Source organism: Clostridium sp. K13 (genome assembly GCF_019734195.1).
Classification (GTDB): domain Bacteria; phylum Bacillota; class Clostridia; order Clostridiales; family Clostridiaceae; genus Clostridium.
This window is the reverse complement of the sequence record NZ_JAASHM010000006.1, coordinates 107,291-132,164: the sequence shown is the minus strand read 5'-3', so window position 1 is coordinate 132,164 and position 24,874 is coordinate 107,291. Positions and strand designations below refer to the sequence as shown.

The following is a 24,874-nucleotide window of genomic DNA, read 5'->3' as shown; positions in this document are numbered from 1 at the left end:
AAATTAGTGTATAAAATTTTGAACAATTAAAAAGGAGTTGTATTCAGACTGAATTTATTAATTCAATCTGATACAGCTCCTTTTCTTATATAATGAATTTATCCTTTGAGACATTATATGTATGGAATTGTAAAAATTTATCCTTTGCTTTTGCAGCTTTTTCAATTCCAATGATGCAGAATGGATTATCTAGCATGCAGCCTCTTTCACAACCATTACAACCTAACCTTTTAAGATAAGCTGCTAATTCAGCTTCTAGATTAGCACCATTATCAATAGTAGTATCATCCTCTTTTTTATCTTCCTCAATAGGAGGATTAACTACTGGAGGCGGAGTTACAGGCGGTGTTTCAATAGGTTTATTTTGAGTATTATTACTATTATTGTTATTAGTGTCATTATTACTGTTATCATTCTGTGATGGAGTTTGAACAGTTGTATTATTTTGTGGAGTATTTTGATTTTCATTAATATTAGCATTTGAAGAATTAGAATTATCTATATTTTCAGTATTAGATAAATCATTATTAGTAATTTGATTTGTATTTTCTTCAACTTCATTAGTATCTTCTTCTACTAAGTCTGAATCAGAAACATTATCATTATTAGAAATAGTATTATCAACTAATTCAATATTTTCTGATGGTGCTTCCTCTATAATTTCTTCAAAGACAATATCATTATCTTCATAAGAATTATTATTACTATTTAAATAAGTAGTTATAGGGAAATATAAAATTACTATTAAGATTATAATAATTGAAAATTGAGAAATTGCAATACGAACATTTTTCTCATTAATATTTAAAATAAGTTTTTTTAGTGAAATAAAAATATATTTTGTATGTAGTAAAAAGTGTATTGAAACAGCTCCTACAGCAAAATAAGATGAGTATTTATGTAAAAATTTAATTGCTAAAATATTTTTAGCTGTAATAGAAGTTAAGATATATTTTGACATAAGTATACCAGTTATAGTTATTACTGATAAGCTTAAGCATAAAAGTATTACTAAAATATACATTATTTTAGCTCTGAAGGTTAGTTTGTTTTTAAAGAGATTTTTTGAAATGCCTTTTGTCCAATTCCAATTAAAAATATTATGAATAATAATTCCTGCAAGAATAATAATTCCAAATATTTCGTGAAATAATAATCCAGTAGTTTTTACATTCATCATTAAGATAAAAATTAGTCCTAGAGAAAGGCTTAAAAGAAGTTTTAAAACATTTTTATTTTTCATATGTTGTCCCCCATTTCTAAAAAATAAAGATAATTATTATTAATTAATCTTAATTATTTTTAATATATCATTTTTTTATAAGAATTTAAAGAACAATAATGTAAAAGAATAAAAAAATATTCGTAAAAATTAATATGATAGCGTTTAAAAATATAAATGAATGAGGTGAGTATTTATAAAACCTTCAAAATTATGTATAATTAATAAAGAAGAAAGCTATTAATTTAAAATAATAGAAATTAATTATTATGTAAGGAATTGATATGAAAGTTTTTTGTTACGAAGATAATAAAGTAAATGAAAAGAGATATTTATATGAATCATTAGGAATTAATATTAATGAGAAAAGTATAATTTCTTTTGTTGGTGGAGGAGGAAAGACTACATCAATATATACTTTAGCAAGGGAATTAAGTAGTATAGGTAAGCGAGTGTTAGTTACAACTACAACACATATGCATATGCCTAAAGATTATATCAACTTTAAGGGTGATATAAATGAAATAATAAATAGATTTAAAACAACCAATTTAATTACAGTTGGTATAAAGGATAGAGATGATAAGATTTCATCCTTAGGAGAAGAAATTGCAATAACTTTAATAGAATTATGTGATTTTCTACTAATAGAAGCTGATGGTTCAAAGATGTTACCATTAAAGGCGCCAGCTAGCCATGAGCCAGTTATATTAAAGAATACAACTATGATTGTTGGTATTGCAGGAATAGATTCATTAAGTAAAAGTATAAAGGATATTTGTCATAGACCACAGCATGTATGTGATATACTTGGAAAAAATCAGTGTGATAAAATAAGTGAAAAAGATATTGCAACTTTATTAAGTAGTGAAAATGGACAAAAGAAAGATATAGAAAAGTGTGATAATGCAAAATATAGAGCCATTATTAATAAGGTAGACAATGAAGAATTATTATATTCTGCAAAAAAAATATGTAAGTATCTAAAAGAAAAAGATGTACAAGCAGTTATTACAAGTTATAAACAGAATTCTTAGCTTGAGATTCTGAAGCTAAGAATTCATTATTTAAGGCATAGATATTATTACCTCAAACTCAAAATGGGTTAGGATGTTATAATGAATGATCATGATATGAAAAATAGTAAAGTTTTAGGGGTGTTTTTATGTTGGTAGTTATAAAAGGTGCTGGTGATTTAGCAACAGGTATAGCATATAGATTAAACAAAAGTGGTTTTGATGTTGTTATGACAGAAATTGATAAGCCAACTACAGTTAGAAGAACAGTAGCATTTTCACAAGCTATATTTGATAATGAGGTTGAAATAGAAGGTGTTAAGGGAATTAAGGTTAGAAATATAAATGAAATTTATGATCAGATAAAGAAAAATAATATACCAATAATAATTGATGAAAAAGCAGATATAATAAAAGAATTAAAGCCAGGAGTTGTAGTTGACTCAATAATTGCTAAGAAAAATTTAGGTACAAGTATTAAGGATGCACCAATAGTTATTGGAGTTGGGCCTGGATTTGAAGCTAAAGTAGATTGTCATTTAGTAGTTGAAACTAAAAGGGGGCATTACTTAGGAAAAGTAATAGAGCATGGTACTGCAATACCTAATACAGGTGTTCCAGGAAATATAGGTGGATATACTAAAGAAAGAATTATTAGAGCTTCAGCAGATGGTAAGATAAAACCAGCAGTATCTATAGGAGACTTTGTTACCAAGGGGCAAGTAGTTGCTCATATTGATGGTGTTGAAGTTTTAGCTGAAATAGATGGCATAGTTAGAGGAATGTTACAAGAAGGTATAGAAGTATTTAAAGGGATGAAAAGTGGAGATATAGATCCAAGATGTGAAAAAGACCATTGTTTTACTATATCAGATAAAGCTAGATCTATTGGTGGCGGAGTATTAGAAGCAATAATGTATATGAGTAATAAAAATAAATGAAATTCTTAGATTAAGATATTATTTTAACTAAATTTAAAATAGAAGAGAGGTATTTTTTTTATGAAAAAGTTTATAGATGCTAAAGGTAAGAATTGTCCTATGCCAGTTATAATGGCAAAAAAAGAAATTGATTTAGGAGTAAAATTCTTTGAAATTGAAGTAGATAATAAAATTGCTGTTGAAAACTTAAAAAAGTTAGCAAATAGTCAAGGGTTTGTTACTAAGGTTGAAGAAAACAACGGAAATTTTAAAGTTGATTTTTCAAATGGTTGTGAAGAATGTGAAGAGATTTTAGAAAAGATTGAAGGGAAAAAGCCATTAGGTGATTGGGCAGTATTTGTTAATAAAGAGATAATTGGTGCTGGCAGTGATGAACTTGGAATATCTTTAATGAAAATGTTTTTTTACACAATTTCAGAAGGTGAGGATTTACCTAAATCAATCTTATTTATGAATGGTGGAGTAAAAGTACCTACATTAAATGAACAAGCAATTGAACATTTAAAAGTCTTAGAAAATAAGGGAGTAGAATTACTAGTTTGTGGAGCTTGTCTTAATTTCTATGGATTAGAAGAAAAATTGGCAGTAGGGAAAATTAGTAATATGTATGATATAACTAATGCAATGAAAGAATCAGCAAAAGTAATAACTATATAAATAAATTGCGAAGGAAAATAAAAGTTAAGGGCCTAACGGCCAAGGTAAAGTGATTAATGTAGCTTACGATAATTAATCATAGGTAAGGGTTTGCTAAAGCAAAGGGTAAAAAGTTAAGGAGGAAATTACTTCGTAATTTCTTTAAATATATATTTTAGAAACTTCTTATGAAGTTTCCTCCTTTACCTTTTGAACTAGCGGAGCGCTGTTCAAAAAACTTAACCGGCCGAAGGCCCTTAACTAAATAAATTGCTTCGTAATTTATTTCAATTATAATACAATATCTATTTTATAATAATTGAATAATCTTTTTTATCAGTAACTTCTCCAATTATTTTAGTCCAAGGATTAAATAATTCCATACGAGATACATATTCTAATGCATCCTTTTCAGGCATTGATAATAAAAGCCCACCTGATGTTTGAGGATCTAAAAGTAAGTCTGTCATTTCCTGGGTAATATTACTAGAAACCTTGAAGAAATTCTTTAAATACTCTAAATTATTATACATACCTTCAGGGATTATTCCCATTTTAGCATATTCTAGTGCATCAGTAATTATAGGAAGAGATTCTGAAAATATATTAATAGTCTTATTACTTCCACTTGCCATTTCATAGCCATGACCAATTAAACTAAAACCTGTAACATCAGTACAAGAGTTAACAGATAGATTTTTTAAGGAATCTTTAGCATATTTATTTAATGTAGTCATAACATTAGTTACTTCTTTTACTTTTTCAGAGGATAATAAATCAGCTTTTGTAGCTGTATTTAAAATTCCAACACCAAGAGGTTTAGTTAAAACAAGAACATCACCAGTTTTTGCATTACTATTTGTAAGTATTTCTTTTGGGTGTGCAAATCCAGTAACACATAGTCCGTACTTGGGAGTAGGGTCAGCGATTGTATGTCCACCAGCTACTACAGCACCAGCCTCAGCTACTTTACTATAGCCACCAGATAATATATCATGCATTAAGGATGGATCTAAACATGATGGAAAACATAATAAATTCATAGCAACAGCAGGATCTCCACCCATAGCATAAATATCACTAAGTGCATTTGTTGCAGCAATTTGTCCAAATATATATGGATCATCAACCATTGGTGGAAAGAAGTCTACTGTTTGTATAGAGACTTTATCATCAGAAATTTTATATACACAAGCATCATCTTTTTTATCAAAACCTACTAAAAGATTTGAATCTTCAAACTTAGGTAAATTATTTAAAACTGAATCTAATACAGCTGGTCCAATTTTAGCAGCACAACCTGAACTTTTAGTTAGTGCTGTTAGTTTTATAGTTTTATTCATAATATTCCCCTTTCATATTAACAATTCTAATATACACTAATAATTATAATGAAAAACAGTAAGAAATGTAATATTTATGATATAATAAAAGGATAAAGTTTTTTATTAAGGATAAAAATGGTTTAGGAGGGCTTATGAAGGAAAGTATAATTAGAGAATATGTAGATACACTTAATGGTTTTTCAGGAGTTGTAAGCATAAAAAGTAATAAGCATATTTTATTTGAAGAATCATTTGGATATGCGGATATAGCAAATGAAAGAAAAAATAACGTAAATACTAGATTTGGTATTGCTTCAGGGGCAAAGTTATTAACAGCTATAGGTATAGCTAAATTAGTAGAAGAAAAAAAGATAAAGTTTGATGATTTATTAAAGCAGTATGTAAACTTTAACATATATAGTGATGATATTACAATTAAACATTTATTAACTCATACAAGTGGAATTCCAGATTATTTTGATGAAGAGGTAATGAGTGATTTTAGTGAGTTATGGATAGAAAATCCTATGTATTTATTAAGAGAACCTAGGGATTTTATAAAATTACTATCTAATGGAAAGATGAAAAGTAAGCCAGGAGAAAAGTTTTCTTACAATAATAGCGCATTTATTGTCTTAGCCTTAGTTATTGAAAAAGTAAGTGATATGTCTTTTATAGAATTTATTAAAAAATATGTATTTGATGTTCTTAATATGAGTTCATCAGGATATTTTTCAATGGACATGATGCCTAAAAATTGTGCAAATGGTTATATAAAAAATGAGGATGGAAGTTTCAAGAGTAATATATACTCTATACCAGTTGCAGGTGGAGGCGATGGAGGAGTATTTACAAATGCCCATGATATGAGTAAATTATGGGATGGATTATTAAATTATAAGATATTAAATAAAGAAATAACAGATGAAATGCTTACTTTACATACTAAAGTAAATAATGATACTTATTATGGATATGGAATTTGGATACAAAAAAAAGAAAATGAAATATATAAATATTATGTAACTGGAAGTGATCCAGGTGTGGACTTTAGATCTTCTATATATTTAAAAGAAAATTTAGAGGTTACAATACTATCTAATAAAGAATTTGGAGCTTATGATATAACTAAATACATTGAAGAAAATTTTTAGCTTAATATATATCATTAAAAATAATTTTTTTAAATTTCAAGAAATAATGAACAAAAACTATAATTTATTAAATTATGGTAGAAGAATTATAGTAAATATGATATAGATTATATTGGAATAAAATTTACAAAAGAAAGAGGGGTAAATATGCTAATAAGTAAAGAAAAGAACTTTTATAAGTTGATTTTAAGCATTGCATTACCTATTGCACTACAAAACTTAATTACATTTGCAGTAAGTATGATTGATACAATGATGCTTGGATCATTAGGTGAAGTACAGTTATCAGCTGCTTCAATAGGAAATAACTTATTCTTTATTTTAATGATATTAATTTTTGGACTTGCTGGGGGATCTAACATATTAATATCACAATACTGGGGAAAAGGTGATGTAAAAACAATTCATAAAATACTTTCTATAATGTATAGAGGTTGTATAATAATTGCAGCAATATTTATAGCTATTGCAACTATTTTTCCAGTAAGTTTTATGAAGATTTATACTACTGATGCTAGAGTTATACAAGAAGGGGCTACATATTTAAGGGTTGTAGCAATTGGATATATTTTTTATGCAATAACAAATGCTACTATAATGATGTTGCGTTCAGTAAAAACAGTAAAAATATCTTTAGTTGTATATAGTGCATCTTTAATAGTTAATGCATTCTTTAATTATATATTAATATTTGGTAGATTTGGAGCACCTGCTTTAGGAGTAAAAGGAGCAGCTATTGCGACGGTTATAGCAAGAATAACAGAGTTTACTATAGTGTTAATTTTTATGGTAAAGTTTGAAAATAAGATATCTTTAAAAGCAAGACATTTATTTAAAGTAGACAAGCTTATATTAAAAGATTTTTTAACAAACTGTACACCTGTATTATTTAATGAGTTTTTATGGTCTACAGGATCTACAATGATTTCTATAATAATAGGAAGACTTGGAACAGAAACAGTTGCTGCAAATAGTATAAGTAATGTTGTATTTCAATTTGTAACTGTTTTTATATTTGGACTTTCAAATGCAACAGCAGTAATAATAGGAAATACAATAGGTGAAGGTAGAAATGAAAAGGCTAAGGAATACTCCCGTACTGTTGGTGTATTAAGTATTATAATGGGAGCAATGGCAGGATGCGTTATTTTAATAATAAGACCAATAGTAGTAGATTTTTATAATGTATCACAAACAACAAAGGATATTGCTATTCAAATTATGAATTCTATGTCAATTATAGTAATATTCCAAAGCTTTGGGGTTACTCTAATGATGGGAGTTTTAAGAGGTGGAGGAGATGCTAAGTTTGTATTAGTAAATGATATTATTTTCTTATGGCTTGTAGCAATTCCATGTGGATTCTTAACTGCATTTGTATTGAAGTGGCCAATTGCAGCAGTATTTTTTGTTGTAAAAAGCGATGAAATTATTAAATCAATAATTGCATCAGTAAGAGTATTAAGTGGAAAATGGGTAAGAAATGTAACAAGAGACTTTGAATTAGAAGAAGCATAGTTTGGCAATAGCAGTTATAATTTCTAGTATTCTTTTCTTAAATAAGAGGAAACTAAATATAACTCTTAAATGAGCTATATTATTTATTTAAGAAAGGAGAAGAGGTCTTGGCTAAGAATAGAAATGAAAAAAAGCCTAAACAAAATAAAAAAGCTAAAACAAAAATAGTTAATAATAGTGAAGTTCAATAATTAATTATATAAAAAAAGGATGAATTTAATTATAAATTCATTCTTTTTTTCAAGTTATTAAAGTATTAATTCTTTTAATTTATCAACACGTCCATAAACAATTACTCTATCCCCTTCTTCAACAAGATCATTTCCTTTAGGAATTGGTATTATTGTATGACCTTTATCAATTAAAAGTACTTTAATAAAGTCTAAAGAAAAATCTCTTAAATGTATATTGCAGAGCTGATTTTTAGCTATTACAATAAATTCAATAACTTCATATTCTTCACTAATGTATAATATATTTTCGATAGATTTAGTATTTAATGATTTTTTTTGAGTTTTTGATATAAGATTATATAAAAAGGGTTCAAATTTTAACAATAAACTACTAGCTTTAAATATAAGTACAATAATTAAAATAATAAAAAAAGAAATAAGAGTTATATTAAAAAAGCCTTTATCCTTAATAGCTGATATTAAAATAGAAAAAAAGGTTGCCTGAACTACATAGCTTAATAACATTAGATAACTTACTATTCTACGTCGTTTTGAATGTTGGGCAATAAGTTCAGATTCACGAGTAGTAAAACCAGTATGTGTTATTATTGAAATTACTTGAAAGCGTGCTTTTTCCATATCTAGTCCAGTAAGTTTTAATAATATTGCTATTATTTCTGATAAAAGTAGTAATATAAGAAAAATAATTAGTAAGTAAATAAAAGTCATTAAGTACCTCTAAAGTATTACTATATACTAATAAAATATTCTTTTAATTTATTAATAGGGACTAAAATAGAAAAAATAATTATTTAGCTAAGAATAGGATTTATTATACCTTTATGATAAAATTATAAAAAAGTTAGAAAGACAAAGGAGAAGAATAATGGATTGGTATTGTGCAGTATGGAATAGTGATAGTGTAAGTAGTGCAGCTGGAGCACAGGTTTTATATGAAATGCTGTGTGAAGGAAATACTTCACTTGTTGGAGATATAGATTTAATTGATGAGTTTTATGAGGATTTAAACTCTAAAAAACTTAATATTGAAATTGGTAAGGGAAAAGGATTTATAATTATTGGATGTATGTTAGAAGATGCAGAATATTTAAATGAACTTATTCCGAAAATGGCTAAGACTCATGGATTATCATATTTTGAGCCACAAAATATGACTTATGTATTTTAATGAGAAATGAAAATTTATTATATAAATAATAAAGATAAAATACTATCATCATAAGAGCAATGTGATAGTATTTTATCTTTTTAGAAAAAGAAGCTTTTAGAATCTCTTTCTCAATTATAGTATGTCATATTGTTAGATAAAAATACATGATTTAAGTTTATTAATTAAAAATAATATATGGGAAAATAATATAAACTATAAATATTACAATAATAAGGAATGACTATGAAAGGTAATATAAGATGGAAGAAGTAAAAAAGACTACAGTAAGAGGTAAAGATGATAAGGATGAAAGTTTTTTTTCACCTGAAGAAATAAAAAAACTACGATATGCACAGGAAGAAGTTGTATGGTTACTTAATAGAAATTATCCTATTAGTAATATTATTGATTTTGTTGGTGGAAGACATCAATTTTCAGTAAGGCAACGTATGGCACTTAGAAGAGCTAGCTGTTCTAATAGAGATTTAGAAATAAGAAAATCAAAGGAAATTAATGTATACAATTTAAAGGGAAAAACTATAAATATAGATGCATTTAATTTTCTAATTTCTCTTGAAGTAGCTTTATCTAAAGGGTTACTAATAAATTGCATGGATGGAGCTATAAGAGATTTGGCTGGACTTAGGGGAACATATAGATTAATTGATAAAACTTACTTAGTATTAGATATGTTAGGAGATATTTTTAGCAAACTTCAGCTTAAAGGTGTCAATTTTTATATTGATGCTCCAGTTTCAAATTCTGGGAAACTAAAAACTGCAATTTGTGAAGTAGCTGATAAGTGGGATATTGATTTAAATGTTGAAATTGTAACTAATCCTGATGTTATTCTTGAAAAAAGTAATTTTGTAGTTTCAAGTGACTCAATTATTTTGGATAAGTGTGATGGATGGATTAATTTAGTTAAATATATTATTGATAATGGTATTAGTGATTCTTGGGTTATTAATTTAGGAGATTAATATTTAAAAAAATGTAAATAGAGATATTAAATAATATATTAAGTTTTATAAGAAATATTATATAATTTTATTTAAGGGTATTTTATAAATTTAAAAGGAGAAATATATGAGAAGAATATTAAAGCTTGGGATTATATTAATATTTAGTATTTTTATTTTAATTGGATGTTCATCAACCAATAAAATGGAACTAGAAGGAAGATATTTAAGATGTGGAAAAGCTAATGTTATTATTGATGAAAATGGCCAACCAATTGTTATGAATAATATTTCTGGAAATGATGAATTATTTGATAATCTAAAAAATGGAGATAAAATTAAAATAAAGTGTAGTGAAATATTAGAAAGTTATCCAGCACAAACACAAGTAGATAAATTTATATTTATAGAAGATGGAGATATTAGTGATATACCAGAAAGTACAATAAAATCACTAAAAGAACTTGGCTGGGAAATAGATTAATATTTAAAAGTAAATATAATTTAAAAGGAATAATCTTAAGAACTATAAAGATTATCCCTTTTGAATATCAATCATTTAAGATTCTATTATCGTTTTAAGTATTCTTCCATAATTGCTTTAACCTTAGGAATAGGAATACTACTTCCACCTCTATCCTTTACATCTTCAATAATCATTGCTACTGCAAGCTTAGAACTAGTAGTATCAACAGCTACAAACCATCCGTTTTCAGTTCCAGTTGTATCATCTTGAGATGCTTTAATTTCAGCAGTTCCAGTTTTAGCAGCTATATTATAGCCAGAAATTTGAGCTTCATGAGCAGCACCATCAGCATCATTTACCATAGCAGAGAAATCTTCAATTAATGTTGGTAAATATTCTGATTTAATTGCAGATTCCTTCCAAATTGATGGAGTACTATCAGAAGATAAAACTAATCTTGGATTCATAATGTTACCATCATTAGCTAAAGCACTATAGGCTAATGCCATATTTAAAGGGGTAACCATAATTTCACCTTGTCCATATCCTGTATCTGCTAATAAAATTTCTTTATCTAGACTTCCATTATTAGAAATACTAGAAGCAGTCATAGGATACTCAAAAGTCATTTCGTCTCCAATTCCAAAGTTTTTAATTCCACTAATTAAATTTTCACTACCAATTTTTAATGCTAATTGAGCAAAGTATATATTATCAGAGTATTTAGCAGCTTCTCTAAGTGTCATTGGAGTAGTAGTATTATGAACTCTAGTAATATTATAATTTCCCCAGCTTGAGTCTTTTTGCCAACTTAAATCATCAATTGTAACAGTATCATCAGCATTTAAAGTTCCTGTATTAAGTCCTATTGAAGCGGTAATAAGCTTCATAGTTGAACCAGGAGCATAAGTTTTACTAAATCTATTAATTTGATCAGCATTGTTACTTGCTTCTCTTTCAGCCTTTAATGTTTTAGTTACATAAGTAGTAAACATATTAGAATCATATGATGGAGCACTAACTAATGCTAAAACTTCACCACTTTTAGGATCAACAGCAGTAACTGCCCCTTTTTCTCCATTTAATTGGTTATAGGCATTAGTTTGTAAAGTTGAGTCAATAGTAAGTTTAACATCATTACCATCTACAACATCCTTTTTCAAAACTGATATTTCTTCATTACCCCTTAAAAGATAAATTTCTGCACCATTTTCACCACGTAATGTAGCTTCATAAACTTGTTCAATACCAGCCTTACCAATTAAACTAGTTTGAGTATAGCCTTTATCACTATTTTTTTCTAGTTCTTCAGCAGTTATTGAACCTACATAACCAATTAATCTTCCAAAAGCATTTCCTCCATGGTAGACTCTAGATGTTTTTTCATTAATAAGAATACCTTCTTCAGATCTATTAATTAATGTAGAAAGTTTTTCATCAGTTGAAAGTATGTTAACTATAGGAACAAAATGTTCAGGATTTGAATTAGCATTTAGCTTATCAGTAATAGTTTCTTCACTTATATCTAAGGTATTTGCAAGTTCAGTTATTTTAGCATCATAATTTTCCTTGTTAAACTTAGATGGATGTATTCCTACTACAGATATTGTTCCATCTTCAGCTAATATATTATCATTTCTATCAAGTATTTTTCCACGAGTATGATTAAAGTTTCTAACATAAAGCTTATCTCCTTCAATCATATTAGGTAATATTAAACTTTCATCCCAGTTAATAAGATAATCCTTATCTACTTTATAAATATTTAATTTAAAATCTGTTAGGTTTAATTCTCCAGCTACAGTGTTAGCCTTAAAAGTGAATGGTATAGTATAATAACCTTCATTTTTAATAGGATCACCATTTGATGTTATTTCTAAATCAGTTAAATTTATTGCTGAATATATGGTTTTATATCTGCTTATAAATGCTTCTTCATCTATATATTCTTTAGATGACTGATTTAACATAGAGTACATAGCTTCAAAATCTTTATTAATCCATTTTTCTTTAAAAGTATTGAATGTTTCTTCATATTTATTTGTTTTTGAACAGCTAATTGAAAAGATAATAAGTGTTATTAGTAACAATAATAGTAAATTCTTTAGTTTATTCATAATATTCCTCCCTAAATACATTTTATAAATTATTATACTATTTTAAGGAATTAATTCCAATGAAATTGTTTTACATAAAATGAAAATAATTAAGAATATAGTATATTTGAATTTAATATATTTGTAGTAAATCTTACTGTTTTAAGGAGGAAGGTATGGGTGAATATATTAGAATTGGGCTCACTGTAATTGGAGTTATTCTTGCTTTACTATTTATACTTTGGATTTTAGGATTCAAAATTATAGATAATGATAAAGTTGGAATAGTTGAAAAGTGGTGGAGTAGAAAAGGATCATTAAATGAGCAAATTATTGCGTTAAATGGGGAAGCAGGTTATCAGCCAGAGCTATTAAGAGGAGGAATTCATTTTAGAAGTCCTCTAATTTATAAGATTCATGTTGTTCCATTAGTAACTATACCTCAAGGTAAAGTTGCCTATGTTTTTGCAAGAGATGGTATGTCTCTAGATCCTACACAAACGTTAGGTAGAGTTGTTAAAGAAAGTAATAACTTTCAAGATGTAAGAGAGTTTTTAAACAATGGAGGACAAAAGGGTCCTCAAAGAGGAATCATAAGGGAAGGAACATATGCATTTAATTTAGCTCAATTTGTAATTATTACTGATACTGTGACTTATTGTTTAAAAACAGGAACAAAGGCAGAACAAGAAACCTTAAAAGCAATGGCAAATCTTATACATGCAAGAAAAGGTTTTGAGCCTGTTATAATTCAAGGTAATGAGGATTTAGTTGGCATAGTTACTGTTCATGATGGGCCATCTCTAGGAGGAGAAAATATTATTTGTCCTACAGTTGGTGATGATTCTTCAGATCCTAATTATCATAATAACTTTCAAGATATTGATGCTTTCTTAAGAGCTGGAGGATATAGAGGAAGACAATATCAAGTATTAGCTGATGGTACCTATTTTATAAATAGATTATTTGCAACTGTTGAATATATTCCTAAGGTTATTATTCCTGTTGGATTTGTTGGTGTTGTTGTATCTTATACAGGATCTAAGGGAGAAGATTTTTCAGGGGTAGATTATAAACATGGTGAACTTGTTAAAAAGGGTTATAGAGGTGTTTGGAATGAAGCTCTAATGCCAGGTAAGTATGCATTTAATACTTATGCAGGTAATATAATTAAAGTTCCTACAACTAATGTAATATTAAAATGGATATCTAATCAAATTGGAAATCATAAATATGATGAAAATCTTAAGGAAGTTAGTTTAATTACTAAAGATGCTTTTGAACCTAACTTACCTTTATCTGTAGTTTTTCATATAGACTATAAAAAAGCACCCCTTGTTATTCAAAGATTTGGGGATATAAAAATGCTAGTTGACCAAACTCTTGATCCTATGATATCAGCATATTTTAAAAATATTGGACAGACTAAGACTCTTATAGAATTAATTCAAGAGAGAAATGAAATTCAAGCTCAGAGCTCACATGAAATGCAAGAAAAGTTTAGTCATTATAATTTGGAGCTTGAAGAGGTGCTAATAGGAACTCCAACAAGTCCAAAGTCTGGTAATGAAATTGAAACAATTTTAACACAATTAAGAAGTAGACAAATAGCAAGGGAACAACTTCAAACTTATGAAACTCAACAAAAGGCTGCTGAAAAGGAAAAGGAATTAAGGGAAGCAGAAGCAATAGCTAAACAACAAACTTCGTTAACAGAATCTGATATTAATATAAGGATTCAAGAAAACCAAGGTAAGGCTGAACTTATGAAAGCAAGACAAGATGCTGAAAAGATTCAAAAGCTTTCAGAAGCTGATGCCTATAAGGTTAAGAAGGAATCAGAAGCAGAAGCCTTTAGAATTAAAGTTACAGCAGAATCAGAAGCAGAAAAAGAAGCTAGAGTTGGTATTTCTAAAGCTATAGCTGCAAAGGAGCAAGTTAATGCATATGGTGGACCACAATATAAGGTAGTAAGCGATGTTATGGCATCTTTTGCAAATGCAGTTAAAGAAGGAAAAATAGATATAGTTCCTAAGACTTTAGTAAATGCAGGTAGCGGTGAGTCAGCTTCAGGTGTTAATGCATTTGAATCAATGTTAATGCTTTTGTTAAGTGAAAAGCTTACAGAAGGTAAAGTTGATAATAATATAGAGGTTAGTGAGGAAGTTAAGAAAATAAGAGATGAAATTTTAAATCAAATATCTAATTTAAAAAAAGTTGAAAAAGAAGATGAGATAGTTAACCAATAGTCATAAAGGATTATATCAGATTTATTTGATATAATCCTTTTAATATTGGTAAAATAAGATAATATAAATGAATAAAATATGGTAGAATATAGACTGGAGGTGTGATTATGTTAAATTTTAATTATCAAAATGGAACAAAATTAATCTTCGGTAAAAATACAGAAGAAAGTATAGGAACTGAAGTTAAGAAATATTCAAAAAAAGTATTATTACATTATGGTGGAGGCTCTATAAAAAAGAGTGGTCTTTATGATAGAATAATTAACTCTTTAAATAAAGAAGATATAGAAATTTTTGAATTATCAGGGGTAAAGCCTAATCCAAGAGTTTCTTTAGTTAGAGAAGGTATAGAAATATGTAGGAAAGAAAATATTAACTTTATCTTAGCTGTAGGTGGAGGTAGTGTAATCGATTCTGCAAAGGCTATTACAGCAGGAGTTAATTATGAAGGTGATGTATGGGATTTATTCACAGGAACACCTATAAACCATGAGCTTATAAAATTAGCAACTGTATTAACTATACCAGCAGCAGGAAGTGAGACAAGTTCAGGTTCTGTTATTACAAATGAAGATGGATGGATGAAAAGAGCTGTAGGACATGAAGATATGAGACCAGTTTTTTCTATCTTAAATCCAGAGCTTACATTTACATTACCTAAATATCAAACTTCATGTGGAGTAGCTGATATGATTGCACATGTTATGGAAAGATATTTTGTAAATGAGAAACATGTTGATTTAACAGACAGACTATGTGAAGCAACTATGAAATCTATTATAGAAAATGGTTTAAGATTAATGAAAAATCCAGATGATTATAATGCAAGAGCTGAAATAATGTTATGTGGAACAGTAGCACATAATGGCTCACTAGATATTGGAAGAGGGGGAGATTGGGCAAGTCATGATATTGAACATGAATTAAGTGGGATATATGATATTGCACATGGAGCTGGTCTTTCAATAATATTCCCTGCATGGATGAAGTTTGTTTATAAACATGATATAAATAGATTTGCTCAATTTGGAAATAGAGTGTTTAATTTAGATATTAATTTAAACAATCCTGAAGAAACAGCACTTTTAGCTATTAAAAAGCTAGAAGAATTCTTTAAAGATATGGAATTACCAGTATCATTTAAGGATGCAAATTTATCATCTGATAGAATTGAAGAAATGGCTAAAAAGCTTGTTTCAGATAGAGATCATGTAGGAAGCTTTGTTGAAATTAGAGAAAAGGAAGCTTTAGAAATATATAAATTAGCGTTATAAAATTAGGAGCTATATCAATTTTGATATAGCTCCTAATCATTACTCTAAACTTTGTTAGTGGTTTAATATAAAGTATGATATAATAAGGAGAAAATTCCTAAACGAAGAAGGAGAAAGTATGAGTAAAATTTTAGTATTGGCAGAAAAGCCATCAGTTGGAAGAGACTTAGCAAAGGTTTTAAAATGTAATAATAACAAGGGTTCATATATAGAAGGAAGCAAATATGTTGTAACTTGGGCAATGGGTCATTTAGTAGGGCTTATGGATCCAGAAGGTTATGATAATAAATATAAAGAGTGGAAAATGGAAACACTTCCGATGTTACCTAAACATATGAAGTTAGTAGTTTTAAAAAAGACAGGGAAACAATTTAATGAAGTTAAAAAGCTAATGAATAGAGATGATATTAGTGAAATAGTTATAGCAACAGATGCTGGGAGAGAAGGTGAACTTGTTGCAAGATGGACTATAGAAAAAGCAGGCGTAAAAAAACCACTTAAGAGATTATGGATCTCATCTCAAACAGATAAAGCAATTTTAGATGGATTTAAAAACCTAAAAGATGGAAAAGAATATGAAAATCTTTATAGAGCTGCAGTTTGTAGAGCAGAAGCTGACTGGCTAGTTGGACTTAATGTTACTAGAGCTTTAACTTGTAAATATAATGCTCAGTTATCTGCAGGAAGAGTTCAATCTCCAACTCTTGCAATGATAGTGCAAAGGGAAGAAGAAATTAAAAACTTTAAGCCTAAGACATATTATACAATAAATGCAAAAACAAAGGGATATAACTTATCTTGGATAAATAAAGATAATAATAGTAGAATTTTTGATGAAGAATTTGCAAATAAAATTACTTCTAAAGTAAAGGGAGCAGAAGGGGAAATAGTTAATATTCACTCTGTAAATAAAAAAAATTTTTCACCAGCTCTTTATGATTTAACGGAGCTTCAAAGAGATGCAAATAAGATTTTTGGATATTCAGCAAAGCAAACATTAAATATTATGCAAAGACTTTATGAAAATCATAAGATTTTAACTTATCCTAGAACAGACTCAAGATATATAACTACTGATATAGTAGCTACAATTCCAGATAGACTTAAGGCTATTGCAATAGGTGAGTATAGAATTACAGCAGATGGATTATTAAAAGGTAAAATAAATGGAAATAAATCATTTGTAGACAATTCAAAGGTTAGTGATCACCATGCAATTATTCCAACAGAAGAAAAGCCTAATCTTTCTAACTTAAGTTCTGAAGAAAGAAAAATTTATGATTTAGTTGTTAAGAGATTTTTAAGTGTTTTATTACCTCCTTTTGAATATGTTCAAACTACAATAGAAGGCAAAGTAGAAAATGAAAGATTTATTGCTAAGGGAAAGGTTATTTCATCTAAAGGTTGGAAAAAACTTTATGACAAGTTAGATGATGATTCTTCTGAAGAGGATATTAAAGAACAAGTATTACCAAATGTTAAAAAAGGTGATAAATTTACTGTAGAAAATATTTCTTTAAATAAGGGAGAAACAAAACCACCAGCAAGATTTAATGAAGGTACTCTTTTATCTGCAATGGAAAATCCACATAAGTATATTAATGTAGGAAAAGAAGCAGCAAAGACTTTAGGAGAAACTGGAGGTCTTGGTACAGTTGCAACTAGAGCTGATATAATAGAAAAATTATTCAATTCCTTTGTTATAGAAAAGAAAGGAAAGGATATAATTCCTACTTCAAAGGGAAGACAGCTTATAGAATTAGTTCCTAAAGAATTAAAATCTCCATTATTAACTGCTAAATGGGAAAGTCAATTAGATGAAATTGCAAAGGGAAAAAGAGAATGGAATAGTTTTATTAAAGAAATGAAAAACTACTCTGTAGCTCTTGTTGAAGATGTAAAAGGAGCAAATAGTAAATTTGTTCATGATAATAAAACAGGAAAGAAATGTCCTAATTGTGGCAAATATCTTTTAGAAGTAAAAGGTAAAAACGGAACTATGAACGTATGCCAAGATAGAGAATGTGGATATAGAGAAAATGTTGCTAGAATTACAAATGCAAGATGTCCTGAATGTAAAAAGAAATTAGAAGTTAGAGGGCAAGGAGAAGGTAAAATATATATTTGTACTGGAGCTAATTGTAATTTTAGAGAAAAAGCATCTGTCTTTGAAAAAAGATTTGATAAAAAGGGAAAAGTTGATAAAAGAGAAACTCAAAGAATAATGAAAAAAATGCAAAAGGAAGCAGAAGAGTTTAATGATAATCCATTTGCAGATTTATTAAAGAATTTTAATAAGTAATGAGAATTTGAAAACAGAGGATGGACTGTATAAAAGACAGTTTCATCTTTTGCCCATATAAACGACCAACAAAAGTGGGGTTAATTATAATGAATTAATTAAGAATTATTCGAAAAATGTATTTATGTGAATATTTATGATATTATGTGTAAAAAATATATGGAAAAATGGAGAAAATATTAATCTTACTTGATATTGGAAAGTATACATAATATAATTAAAGTGATATAAAAAGTACAGAAGGGGGAAAACCATGAAAAAAGGACGCACAAAAGTTAGAAGCGCTATATTATTTATTCTAACCTTAGTTGTTATAGTTGCATTTGCCTATGCTGGTGGTAGAGGTGTTGAAGTAGCGGGATGGGAATTTAAATCATTCAATAAAGCTATTACTAAGGGACTTGACCTGCAAGGTGGAGTTTCAGTATTAATGGAGATACAAGATGAAAATGTAACAAAAGAGGATTTAGAAAAGACAAGACAACTTATTGATTTAAGAGTTAATAAGTTAGGGGTTGCTGAAACTTCAGTAACAGCTGAAGGAGAAAGAAGAATTAGAGTTGAGATTCCAGGTGAATACGATTCAAAAGATTTAGTTGATAGTTTATCAAAAACTGGTAACTTAATATTTAAGGATGCTGATGGAAATGAAGTTTTAAATGGTACAGATGTTGCTGAAGCTAGTGTTGTTATTGATAACAACAGCAACTCACCAGTAGTATCATTAAAATTAACAGATGAAGGTGCTAAAAAGTTTGCTGAAGCTACAGAAGCTAACCTTTATAAGAAAATTTCTATCTATATGGATGATGAAGAAATATCAAGTCCAACAGTAAATGCTGTTATAACTGACGGTAATGCTATTATAGAAGGAAGCGGTAGTTTAGATGAAGCTAAAAATTTAGCTGGTTTAATTAATGCAGGGGCATTGCCTGTAACCGTTAAAGCTATACAAATAGAAAATGTTGGAGCACAATTAGGTGCTGAAGCACTTCCAAATGCAGTTAAAGCAGGTTTTATAGGTATTGCTATTATATTTGTATTTATGATTCTTTACTATAGAGTACCAGGATTTATTGCAAGTATAGCATTAACTTTATATGTATGTTTAGTCTTATTAGTATTCGTTGAAGCGGATGTAGCGTTAACACTTCCAGGAATCGCGGCATTCCTTTTAACTGTAGGTATGGCGGTTGATGCTAATGTACTTATATTTGAAAGAATAAGAGAAGAGTTAAAAAATGGAATGTCTGTAAAGGCAGCAGTTGACAAAGGATTTAGTAATGCATTATCTTCAATTGTTGACTCAAATGTAACCACTGTAATTGCTGCACTTGTACTTTATTTTATGGGTACAGGTAGTGTTAAAGGATTTGCTGTTACATTAATGATAGGTATAGCAGTAAGTATGTTTACAGCAGTAGTTGTAACAAAGACATTAATGAAGTGGGCTGTTAATATGGGAATGTTAAACTCTAATTGGCAGTTTAGAGTGAAGAGGGGGTAATGAGATGTTTAAAATAATAGAAAAGTCAAAAATTTGGTTCTCAATATCCCTAGCAATTATATTAATTGGTGTAGTTTTAATGGCAACTAGAGGATTAAATTTTGGTATAGACTTTAAAGGTGGTACTAAAATAGTTGTCGATTTTGGTAATAGTTTTGATAAAGTAGAAGCTGATGGAATAGTAAAAGAATATGCAACAGATGCAGTAACAAAAACTGTTGAAAGTACTCAGTATGAAATTAAGTCAAAAGACTTAGATGAAACTAAGACTGCAGAACTATTTGATGCATTAAAAGAAAAGTATTCATTAGAGGATTCAGCTTTAATTTCTCAAAGTCAAATAGGACCATCAGTAGGTAAAGAATTAACAAGAAATGCAGTAGTTGCTGTTTTAATTGCTTGTGTAGCAATGCTTATATATATAGTAATTAGATTTGAATTTAACTTTGGTGTAGCTGCGTTAACAGCATTATTACATGATGTTTTAATAACTTTAGCAGTTTATGCAATATTCAATATTCCTGTAAATAGTTCATTTATAGCTGCAATGTTAACAATTGTAGGGTATTCAATAAATGATACTATAGTTGTATTTGATAGAATAAGAGAAAATAGCCATAGTATGAGAAGAAGTACTCCGGCTGAAATAGCTAATGTAAGTATAAACAAGACTTTAGCTAGATCTATAAATACTTCATTAACTACTTTAATAATTATTGGAGCAGTAAATATATTTGTACCAACAGTAAGAGAGTTCTCTTTCCCATTATTAATAGGTATAGCTGCTGGTGCTTATTCATCAATATTTATAGCATCTCCTATTTGGGTATTATTAAAGAAAAGAAATACAAAAAGCAAAAAAGTAAAAACAGCTTAATATTTAGAGATTTTAGAGGAGTAGTAAGAAATTGCTGCTTCTTTTTTTATGCATAATATACAAAAAATGATAAAAAAAGTGGACAATTATATAAAAATAAAAGTTTTACAGGATAATTTGCAAGTAATTGCAGAAAACATTTGTATTATATCAATTTATCTATTATAATATATATGTTTTCTTATTATTGTGGAGGAGTTTGTCATGCGTAAGTTTTGGGAAAGTATATATAGTCCTAATTACATAACTGGATATAATCCCTTTATACTTAAAGATATGAATAAAGCAATAGAACGTATGGTATCAGCAATTAATAATAGAAAAAAGATTGTTGTTTACGGGATACCAAATGTAGATGGATTATGTGCTATTTCATCCCTTATACTGGTTTTGAAATACTTAAATGCAGATATTGAATACGTAGTCCATGATGATTCTTCAAATAAATCTAAAATTTCATCTAAGGATATAATAAACAATGTTCATTTTTTAGGCGGCGAGATACTTATAACTTTAGGAATAGATTTAAAATCAAAAGAAGAAGAAAAGCTTTGTAAAAGTCTTGGGATAGATTTGATAGTTATAGAAAATAGAGACGTAAATTATGATTATGAGTACATATACATAAATCCTAATCAAAAGGGATGTCAATATAGATACAAAAACTTATCAATAAGTGGATTAACATTTAAGCTAATGCAAGCAATTGCAATTTACTATAATGTTAAAAGTATAAATAAGTATTTGGACTTAATATTAATAGGTGAAAAATGGACTAAATCACCTAAAAAGGGTGAGAATAGTGTTATTATAAAAGAGGGTATGAGGTTTTTAATTAATACAAATAATCATGGGTTAAGATCTATCATGGATGCTTATAGCATGATTAATATAAATGATGATAGTGTTGATAAAATCATAGATGTTATTACTCCAACTATTAATGTTGTAACTATGACAGATAATGCTAGAATTATAATTGAACTATTAATAACAAATAGAAAAGAAAGAGCAGAACAAATAACAAAGTATTTAAATAAGTCTAAAGAAAATGTATAATATAATTACAGAGGTATTTGACTATAATAAATACAAGAATAAGTTGATATGGAGGATTTGTTATGGATCTAAAAAAAAGCATAAGAATAGTGGAAGATTTTCCGAAGAAGGGAATTAGTTTTAAGGATATAACTACTTTAGTAGCAGATGGAGAAGCTTTTAAGTACTCAATAGATGCAATTGTTGAACATCTTAAAGATAAAAATGTAGATATTATATTAGGACCTGAAGCAAGAGGATTTATATTTGGAGTACCTGTTGCATATGCTTTAGGAGTTGGATTTGTACCAGTTAGAAAGAAAGGAAAATTACCTTTTGAAACAGTATCAGTTAGTTATGATTTAGAATACGGTACAGATGTATTAGAAATTCATAAAGATGCAATTAAGAAAGGCCAAAGAGTAGCTATAGTTGATGATTTACTTGCTACAGGGGGAACTATTGAAGCTGTAACTAGACTTGTAGAAGCTGCAGGTGGTGAAGTTGTTGCTTTAGATTTTGCAATTGAATTAACTGAATTAAACGGAAGAGATAAATTAAAGGGATACGAAGTAATGTCACTTGTTCAATACGATATTTAATTTATTGAAATACCTAAAATTTTAATATATAATTAGTGTAAGGTGGCTGGTTGATTTAACCAGCCATTGATTTTAACTTAGATTATAAAAAAAGTATAATATTTGAAAATTTAAAGGGAGGATCTGAATGGTTGAGGTATTGATACAAAAAATAAAGGAAAATTGCACAAATGTTGACCTAAATGTTGTCAATAAGGCATTTAACCTAGCGTTTGAAGCTCATAAGGAACAAAAAAGAGAATCTGGAGAACCTTATATAATTCATCCCATTGATGTAGCTACAATTTTGGCTGAATTAGGTATGGATACAAGTACCATAGTTGCAGGATTACTCCATGATGTTATAGAAGATACTGACTATACATATGAAGATATTAAAAATATTTTTAATGAAGAAATAGCTAATCTAGTTAGCGGAGTTACTAAAATTACTAAAATGGAATATAAGTCTAAGGAAGAGCAACAAGCAGATAATTTTAGAAAAATGTTATTGGCTATGGCAAATGATATAAGAGTAATTATAATTAAATTAGCTGATAGACTACATAATATGAGAACTCTAAAATATATGCCAAAAGAAAAACAAAAAAGAATTTCAAAAGAAACTTTAGACATATATGCACCACTTGCACATAGATTAGGGATTTCGAAGGTAAAGTGGGAGCTTGAAGATTTATGCTTTAGATATTTACATGAAGAAGAATATTATGATTTAGTAAATCAAATAGCAGAAAAGAGAGTTGAAAGAGAAACTTATATTGCAAAAATAATTGAAGATTTATATGGAAAACTTGAAGATGCTGGAATTGATTCAGATATAGATGGTCGTCCTAAGCATTTTTATAGCATTTATAGAAAAATGGTTACTAAAAATAAGAGTATAGAACAAATATTTGACTTAACTGCTATAAGAATACTTGTGAACTCAGTAAAAGACTGTTATGAAGTATTAGGGATAGTCCATACTATATATAAACCTATACCAGGAAGATTTAAAGATTATATTGCAATGCCGAAACCTAATATGTACCAATCTTTACATACAACAGTTATAGGTCCACAAGGAAAGACATTTGAAATTCAAATAAGAACTTTTGAGATGCATAAAACTGCAGAATATGGTATAGCTGCGCACTGGAAATATAAAGAAGGAGATACTTCTGATAATAAAGAAAAGTCATTTGAGAATAAATTAGTATGGCTTAGAGATATGCTTGAATGGCAAAAGGAAACTTCTGATGCAGAAGAGTTTATGGAAGGCTTCAAAATTAATCTTTTTACAGATGAAATTTTCCTATTCACTCCAAAAGGTGTGGTTATAGATTTACCAAATGGTGCAACCCCTATAGATTTTGCTTATAGAATACATACTGATATTGGAAATAAATGTGTTGGTGCTAAGGTTAATGGTAAGATAGTTCCACTTGATTATCAACTTAAAACTGGGCAAATAGTTGAAATATTAACATCTAATAATTCAAAGGGGCCTAATATGGATTGGCTTAGCATTGCTAAAAGTAATCAAGCAAAAAGTAAAATAAGAGCTTGGTTTAAAAAGGCTAAAAAAGAAGAAAATATTACAAAAGGAAAAGAAGTCTTTGAAAGAGAGTTAAAAAAACAAGGGGTTCACTATGCTGATATTGCTAAGGGTGAAGCTTATGATAAGGTTATAAAAAGATATAATATAAATTGTATGGATGATTTATATGCTTTAATTGGATTTGGATCTATTGTAGCATCTTCATTTATTTCTAAACTGAAAGAAGAAAATCTATCTAAAGATGAAAAAGTTAAAGAAGAAACTTTAAATAAGGCTATTGAAGAAAATATATCTAAAACTGAAAAACGAAAAAAAGAAAATAATTATGGTGTTACCGTTAAAGGTGAAGATAATTTAATGGTTAGATTTGCTAAATGTTGTAATCCAGTGCCAGGAGATGATATTTTAGGATATATAACAAAGGGACGTGGAGTATCTATTCATAGAAAAGATTGTAGTAATTTACAAACTTTAATTGAAGAAGATCCGCAAAAGGTTGTTGATGTGGCTTGGGGAACTGCTAAGGGTGTTGCTTATATGGCAGAGATTCAAGTTAAAGCAGAAGATAGATCAGGAGTGCTTTCTGATATAATGAATGTTATAATGGAAAGTAAGTTACCTCTTAATGCATTAAATGCAAAAAGTGCTAAGAGTAATTTAGCATATATTAATATAAAAGTTAAAATAGACACCATAGAGCAATTAAAAGAATTAATGAGAAAAGTAAGAAAATTAAATGGTGTTATGGATGTTTATAGAATGAATAACTAAATTATAACTTCCAAGTTTAAAGTTGAAGTTTGTA

Annotated in this window: 20 protein-coding genes; 16 read left to right on the top strand and 4 right to left on the bottom strand. The window is 28.3% G+C overall.

Annotated features, from left to right (window positions below; genetic code table 11):
• Window positions 1-85: 85 nt before the first annotated feature.
• The gene (locus HCG76_RS05965) at window positions 86-1,243 is read right to left on the bottom strand and encodes a DUF4405 domain-containing protein (RefSeq protein WP_221699343.1); all 1,158 of its coding nucleotides are present in this window, start codon (window positions 1,241-1,243) and stop codon (window positions 86-88) included.
• A 263-nt stretch (window positions 1,244-1,506) separates the two neighbouring features.
• On the opposite strand from HCG76_RS05965, the gene yqeC reads away from it, so the two are divergent.
• The 3 genes from yqeC to yedF all read left to right on the top strand — a co-directional run bounded on the left by yqeC (window position 1,507) and on the right by yedF (window position 3,836).
• On the top strand, window positions 1,507-2,259 hold the full coding sequence (gene yqeC / locus HCG76_RS05960; RefSeq protein WP_221699341.1) for a selenium cofactor biosynthesis protein YqeC: 753 nt from the start codon (window positions 1,507-1,509) through the stop codon (window positions 2,257-2,259).
• 128 nt (window positions 2,260-2,387) lie between these two features.
• Window positions 2,388-3,179 carry a selenium-dependent molybdenum cofactor biosynthesis protein YqeB gene (yqeB, locus tag HCG76_RS05955; protein WP_221699339.1) on the top strand — a complete coding sequence of 264 codons (792 nt, stop codon included), beginning with the start codon at window positions 2,388-2,390 and terminating at the stop codon, window positions 3,177-3,179.
• Between the two features lie 60 nt (window positions 3,180-3,239).
• Window positions 3,240-3,836 carry a sulfurtransferase-like selenium metabolism protein YedF gene (gene yedF / locus HCG76_RS05950; protein ID WP_221699338.1) on the top strand — a complete coding sequence of 199 codons (597 nt, stop codon included), beginning with the start codon at window positions 3,240-3,242 and terminating at the stop codon, window positions 3,834-3,836.
• 284 nt (window positions 3,837-4,120) lie between these two features.
• Here the strand turns inward: yedF and selD are convergent, their stop codons facing one another.
• Window positions 4,121-5,158 carry a selenide, water dikinase SelD gene (gene selD / locus HCG76_RS05945; RefSeq protein ID WP_221699336.1) on the bottom strand — a complete coding sequence of 346 codons (1,038 nt, stop codon included), beginning with the start codon at window positions 5,156-5,158 and terminating at the stop codon, window positions 4,121-4,123.
• A gap of 134 nt (window positions 5,159-5,292) precedes the next feature.
• On the opposite strand from selD, the gene HCG76_RS05940 reads away from it, so the two are divergent.
• Both HCG76_RS05940 and HCG76_RS05935 read left to right on the top strand, forming a co-directional pair.
• On the top strand, window positions 5,293-6,294 hold the full coding sequence (locus tag HCG76_RS05940) for a serine hydrolase domain-containing protein (protein WP_221699335.1): 1,002 nt from the start codon (window positions 5,293-5,295) through the stop codon (window positions 6,292-6,294).
• 147 nt (window positions 6,295-6,441) lie between these two features.
• Complete coding sequence (locus HCG76_RS05935) at window positions 6,442-7,812, top strand: MATE family efflux transporter (protein WP_221699333.1); 1,371 nt, start codon at window positions 6,442-6,444, stop codon at window positions 7,810-7,812.
• A gap of 248 nt (window positions 7,813-8,060) precedes the next feature.
• On the opposite strand, the gene HCG76_RS05930 is transcribed toward HCG76_RS05935, so the two are convergent.
• Entirely contained in the window at window positions 8,061-8,714 is a 654-nt protein-coding gene (locus HCG76_RS05930; protein ID WP_221699330.1) for a hypothetical protein, read from the bottom strand.
• 157 nt (window positions 8,715-8,871) lie between these two features.
• Here HCG76_RS05930 and HCG76_RS05925 point away from each other — a divergent pair, with 157 nt between their 5' ends.
• From HCG76_RS05925 to HCG76_RS05915, 3 genes are all read left to right on the top strand, one after another.
• Window positions 8,872-9,174 carry a hypothetical protein gene (locus HCG76_RS05925; RefSeq protein WP_221699328.1) on the top strand — a complete coding sequence of 101 codons (303 nt, stop codon included), beginning with the start codon at window positions 8,872-8,874 and terminating at the stop codon, window positions 9,172-9,174.
• 242 nt (window positions 9,175-9,416) lie between these two features.
• Window positions 9,417-10,139, top strand: a complete 723-nt coding sequence (locus tag HCG76_RS05920) for a DUF434 domain-containing protein (RefSeq protein WP_221699327.1) — start codon at window positions 9,417-9,419, stop codon at window positions 10,137-10,139.
• A 106-nt stretch (window positions 10,140-10,245) separates the two neighbouring features.
• A complete protein-coding gene (locus HCG76_RS05915; protein ID WP_221699326.1) occupies window positions 10,246-10,602 on the top strand; it encodes a DUF3221 domain-containing protein in 357 nt (118 codons plus the stop codon).
• Between the two features lie 86 nt (window positions 10,603-10,688).
• Here HCG76_RS05915 and HCG76_RS05910 read toward each other — a convergent pair whose 3' ends face one another.
• The gene (locus HCG76_RS05910; protein ID WP_221699325.1) at window positions 10,689-12,701 is read right to left on the bottom strand and encodes a penicillin-binding transpeptidase domain-containing protein; all 2,013 of its coding nucleotides are present in this window, start codon (window positions 12,699-12,701) and stop codon (window positions 10,689-10,691) included.
• 155 nt (window positions 12,702-12,856) lie between these two features.
• Here HCG76_RS05910 and HCG76_RS05905 point away from each other — a divergent pair, with 155 nt between their 5' ends.
• The 8 genes from HCG76_RS05905 (at window position 12,857) to HCG76_RS05870 (ending at window position 24,840) form a co-directional block, all read left to right on the top strand.
• Window positions 12,857-14,929, top strand: coding sequence for an SPFH domain-containing protein (locus HCG76_RS05905; RefSeq protein ID WP_221699322.1), 2,073 nt, complete (start codon window positions 12,857-12,859; stop codon window positions 14,927-14,929).
• A gap of 107 nt (window positions 14,930-15,036) precedes the next feature.
• Complete coding sequence (locus tag HCG76_RS05900; protein ID WP_221699321.1) at window positions 15,037-16,203, top strand: iron-containing alcohol dehydrogenase; 1,167 nt, start codon at window positions 15,037-15,039, stop codon at window positions 16,201-16,203.
• A 118-nt stretch (window positions 16,204-16,321) separates the two neighbouring features.
• Window positions 16,322-18,505 (top strand): DNA topoisomerase III, encoded by a 2,184-nt coding sequence (locus tag HCG76_RS05895; RefSeq protein ID WP_221699320.1) that lies wholly within the window; start codon window positions 16,322-16,324, stop codon window positions 18,503-18,505.
• A gap of 253 nt (window positions 18,506-18,758) precedes the next feature.
• The gene (secD, locus tag HCG76_RS05890) at window positions 18,759-20,012 is read left to right on the top strand and encodes a protein translocase subunit SecD (protein WP_221699319.1); all 1,254 of its coding nucleotides are present in this window, start codon (window positions 18,759-18,761) and stop codon (window positions 20,010-20,012) included.
• Window positions 20,013-20,016: 4 nt separating this feature from the next.
• Entirely contained in the window at window positions 20,017-20,889 is an 873-nt protein-coding gene (gene secF, locus HCG76_RS05885; RefSeq protein WP_221699318.1) for a protein translocase subunit SecF, read from the top strand.
• Window positions 20,890-21,093: 204 nt separating this feature from the next.
• The gene (locus tag HCG76_RS05880; RefSeq protein ID WP_221699316.1) at window positions 21,094-21,948 is read left to right on the top strand and encodes a DHH family phosphoesterase; all 855 of its coding nucleotides are present in this window, start codon (window positions 21,094-21,096) and stop codon (window positions 21,946-21,948) included.
• Between the two features lie 62 nt (window positions 21,949-22,010).
• Window positions 22,011-22,529: an adenine phosphoribosyltransferase gene (locus HCG76_RS05875; protein WP_221699315.1), complete on the top strand. Its 519-nt coding sequence runs from the start codon at window positions 22,011-22,013 to the stop codon at window positions 22,527-22,529.
• A gap of 127 nt (window positions 22,530-22,656) precedes the next feature.
• Entirely contained in the window at window positions 22,657-24,840 is a 2,184-nt protein-coding gene (locus HCG76_RS05870; protein ID WP_221699314.1) for a RelA/SpoT family protein, read from the top strand.
• The last annotated feature ends 34 nt before the right edge of the window (window positions 24,841-24,874 follow it).